This is a genomic window from Cellulomonas sp. IC4_254 (genome assembly GCF_011603975.1).
Taxonomy (GTDB): Bacteria; Actinomycetota; Actinomycetes; order Actinomycetales; family Cellulomonadaceae; genus Cellulomonas.
On record NZ_JAANNB010000279.1, the window covers coordinates 1 to 3,430 of the forward strand.

At 75.4% G+C, this 3,430-nt stretch carries 3 protein-coding genes; 2 read left to right on the plus strand and 1 reads right to left on the minus strand.

The annotated features are described in order from the left end of the window. The first annotated feature begins 101 nt into the window (after positions 1–101). Both nadA and G6556_RS17775 read left to right on the plus strand, forming a co-directional pair. Positions 102–1,304, plus strand: coding sequence for a quinolinate synthase NadA (gene nadA, locus G6556_RS17770; RefSeq protein WP_346774984.1), 1,203 nt, complete (start codon positions 102–104; stop codon positions 1,302–1,304). A gap of 58 nt (positions 1,305–1,362) precedes the next feature. Continuing rightward, a complete protein-coding gene (locus tag G6556_RS17775; protein ID WP_166944336.1) occupies positions 1,363–1,962 on the plus strand; it encodes a DJ-1/PfpI family protein in 600 nt (199 codons plus the stop codon). Between the two features lie 105 nt (positions 1,963–2,067). Here G6556_RS17775 and G6556_RS17780 read toward each other — a convergent pair whose 3' ends face one another. Continuing rightward, positions 2,068–3,405, minus strand: coding sequence for a dipeptidase (locus tag G6556_RS17780; protein WP_166944337.1), 1,338 nt, complete (start codon positions 3,403–3,405; stop codon positions 2,068–2,070). Positions 3,406–3,430: the final 25 nt, after the last annotated feature.

The following is a 3,430-nucleotide window of genomic DNA, read 5'->3' on the forward strand; positions in this document are numbered from 1 at the left end:
GCGACGAGCACGTGCACGGCGCGATCCTCGCACGCCGGCGCCCGCCCCCACCCGCCCCGGTCCTGGTCAGGAGCCCGGAGCGCTGTGGGATGATCCTGCGCGTGACTCTCCTCGCCCCCGGGACCACGTTCGCCGAGCCCGCGTCCTCCGCGCTGCTGCTGCTCGGCCAGGGCCGCGACCTGGCCTCCGAGCGCGGCGTCGAGTGCGTCGGCGGCCTGCCCGCCGCCTCCGACCCCGACCTGGTGGAGCGCGCCCGCGCCGCGCGGGCCGCGCTCGGCGACCGCGCCTTCGTGCTCGGCCACCACTACCAGCGCGACGAGGTCATCGACTTCGCCGACGTCACCGGCGACTCGTTCAAGCTCGCCCGCGAGGCGGCGGCGCGCCCCGACGCGGAGTTCATCCTCTTCTGCGGCGTGCACTTCATGGCCGAGTCCGCCGACATCCTCACGTCCGACGCCCAGCAGGTCGTGCTGCCCGACATGGCGGCCGGCTGCTCGATGGCCGACATGGCCGCCATCGACCAGGTCGAGGACGCCTGGGACGTGCTGGTCGAGGCCGGCGTCGCCGAGGACACGGTCCCGGTGACCTACATGAACTCGACGGCGGCGATCAAGGCGTTCACCGGCCGGCACGGCGGGACCGTCTGCACGTCGTCGAACGCGCACGTCGCGCTGCGCTGGGCGTTCGACCAGGTCGGCGGCGTCGACGGCACCGGCAAGGTGCTGTTCATGCCGGACCAGCACCTCGGGCGGAACACCGCCGTGCTCGCGCTCGGCATCCCGCTGGAGCAGTGCGTGGTGTTCGACCCCCGGAAGCCGAACGGCGGGCTCAGCGTCGCCGAGCTCCGCGACGCGCGGATGATCCTGTGGCGCGGGCACTGCTCGGTGCACGGCCGGTTCAGCGCGCAGAACCTCGTCGACGTCCGCGCCGCGGTGCCGGACGTCACCGTGCTGGTGCACCCCGAGTGCAAGCACGAGGTCGTCACCGGCGCCGACCTGGTCGGGTCGACGGAGTACATCATCCAGGCGCTCGACGCCGCGCCCGCCGGGTCGGCCTGGGCCATCGGCACCGAGCTCAACCTGGTCCGCCGGCTCGCGAAGGCGCACCCGGACAAGCAGATCTCGTACCTCGACTCGACGGTGTGCTTCTGCTCGACCATGAACCGCATCGACCTGCCGCACCTGGTGTGGGCCATGGAGTCGCTCGTCGCCGGCCGGGTGCCGAACCGCATCGTCGTGGACGCCGACGACGCGCACTGGGCCCGGGTCGCGCTCGACCAGATGCTCGCCCTCCCCGGGTACTGACACCCTGGGGTCGGGCCCGCCCGGACGAGCGGGTCCCGCCCGAGGGAAGGGGACGCTCGTGGGCACCGGGAAGCCGCTGCGCATCGGGATCGTCGTGTTCGACGACGCCGAGGAGCTCGACGTGGTCGGGCCGTTCGACGTCCTCGCCTCGTGGGCGGCGCACTCGGCGCTGCACCCCGAGGTGGTGACGTTCTCCGCCGACGGGTCGGGCGTGCGCTGCGCCAAGGGGCTGCGGCTGGTCCCGGACACGTCGCGCGACGAGGTCGGCCCGCTGCACGTGCTCGTGCACCCCGGTGGCCGGGGCACCCGCGCGCTGGCGCGCGACCCCGAGCACCTGGCGTGGGTCCGCGACCTGCGCCGGGAGACCGCGCTGATGACGTCGGTGTGCACCGGTGCGCTGGTCTACGCCGCGGCGGGCCTGCTGGCCGGCCGGCCCGCGACGACGCACTGGGCCGCGGTCGACGAGCTGGTCGAGCTGGACCCGAGCGTCCTGGTGGACGCCGAGACCCGGTTCGTGGACGACGGCGACGTCGTGACGAGCGCCGGCGTGTCGGCGGGGATCGACATGGCCCTGCACCTGGTGGCGCGGCTGGAGTCGGCCGACGTGGCGCGCGCCGTCCGCCGGAGCATCCAGTACGACCCGGCCCCACCGGTCTGACCCACGCCCCGCGCCGCCCCGCCCGAGTGGAGATGACAGGAGCGTCCTGCCCGACACACCGCGGCGTGTCGGGCAGGACGCTCCGGTCGAGGCCGGACCGCGGGGTCAGACCGCCAGGCGGGCCAGCAGCAGCGCCTCGGCCAGCACCACGCGCTCCAGCTCGCCCAGGTGCACCGACTCGTTCGCGCCGTGCGCCCGCGAGTCCGGGTCCTCGACGCCGGTGACGAGGATCGCCGCGTCCGGGTACACCTCGAGCAGGTCGGCGATGAACGGGATCGACCCGCCGATGCCGATGTCGACCGGCTCGGTCCCCCAGGCGTCGGCGAACGCGGCCCGCGCGGCCTGCATCGCGGCCGAGTCGGCCGGGGCCTGGAACGGCTTGCCCAGCTCGCCGTCGCGGACGGTGACGCGGGCGCCGAACGGCGCGTGGCCCTCGAGGTGCGCGCGCAGGGCGGCGAGCGCGGCGGCCGGGTCCTGCCCGGGCGCGATCCGCATGCTCAGCTTCGCGGTGGCCTTGGGGGCGATCGTGTTCGACGCGGTGGCGACGCGCGGGGCGTCCAGGCCGATCACGGCGATCGTCGGGCGCGTCCACAGCCGCGCGGTGAGCGGGCCGGTCCCGGCCAGCGTCACGCCGTCCAGCACGCTCGCGTCCGCGCGGAACGCGGCCTCGTCGTAGTCGACCGTCGGGTCGGCGGCGGAGACCAGGCCCTCGACCGCGACGTCGCCCGCGTCGTCGTGCAGGGTGGCGATGAGCCGGGACAGCAGGGTCACGGCGTCCAGCACCGGGCCGCCGAACATGCCCGAGTGCACCGCGTGGTCGAGCACGGCCACCTCGACCTCGAGGTCCACCAGCCCACGCAGCGACGTCGTCAGGCCCGGGACCCCGATCTTCCAGTTGGAGGAGTCGGCGACCACGATGACGTCGGCGCGCAGCAGGTCGGCGTACGTGTGCAGGAACCGGGTGAAGGACGGCGAGCCGACCTCCTCCTCGCCCTCGACGAACACCGTCACGCCCACGCCGAGCTCGTCGCCGAGCACCCGCAGCGCGCCGAGGTGCGCGACCACGCCGGCCTTGTCGTCCGCCGCGCCGCGGCCGAACAGGCGGCCGTCGCGCTCGGTCGGCTCGAACGGCTCGGTGTCCCAGTCCTCGCGGGCACCCGGGGGCTGCACGTCGTGGTGCGCGTACAGCAGCACGGTCGGGGCGCCGGCCGGGGCGGGGCGGCGCGCGACGACGGCGGGCGCGCCGGGCGTGCCGTCGGGGCGCTCGACGGACAGGATCTGCACCTCGGGCAGGCCGGCCTCGCCGAGCAGGCGCGCGACGTGCTCCGCGCCGGCGCCGACGTGCGCCTGGTCGAAGTCCGCGTTGGAGACGCTGGGCACGCGGACGACGGCCTCGAGGTCGGCGCGGACGGCCGGGAAGGCGGCGGCGACGCGGGCCCGCAGGTCGGCGACGGCGGCCGGGTCGGCG